This window comes from Gemmiger formicilis, from assembly GCF_016901605.1.
In the GTDB taxonomy this organism is placed as follows: domain Bacteria; phylum Bacillota; class Clostridia; order Oscillospirales; family Ruminococcaceae; genus Gemmiger; species Gemmiger formicilis_B.
Map to the genome: position 1 here is coordinate 1 of NZ_JACJKP010001062.1, position 216 is coordinate 216.

At 58.3% G+C, this 216-nt stretch carries 1 protein-coding gene; it reads right to left on the reverse strand.

Annotated features, from left to right (window positions below; translation table 11 throughout):
- Positions 1–216: FHA domain-containing protein (locus H6B10_RS17755; protein ID WP_204652594.1), on the reverse strand; the 216-nt coding region annotated here is incomplete at both ends.

The following is a 216-nucleotide window of genomic DNA, read 5'->3' on the forward strand; positions in this document are numbered from 1 at the left end:
ACTAGCTGGCAGTGCCGCCCGCTGATACCCGGCGTGTTTTTATCGAATACGATGTTACAGGTTGCCGGGTCTCGGCCGATGACCACCTTGCCCTTTAACAGGTCAAAGCTCTGGACAGCGAAAGAATCGAATACACCATGGCAGGCGGCGGACTCTCCTGGACCCAGCCCTGGTTTGCCTATGTGTTCCTGCCCATCGGCGTGCTGGCGCTCATCG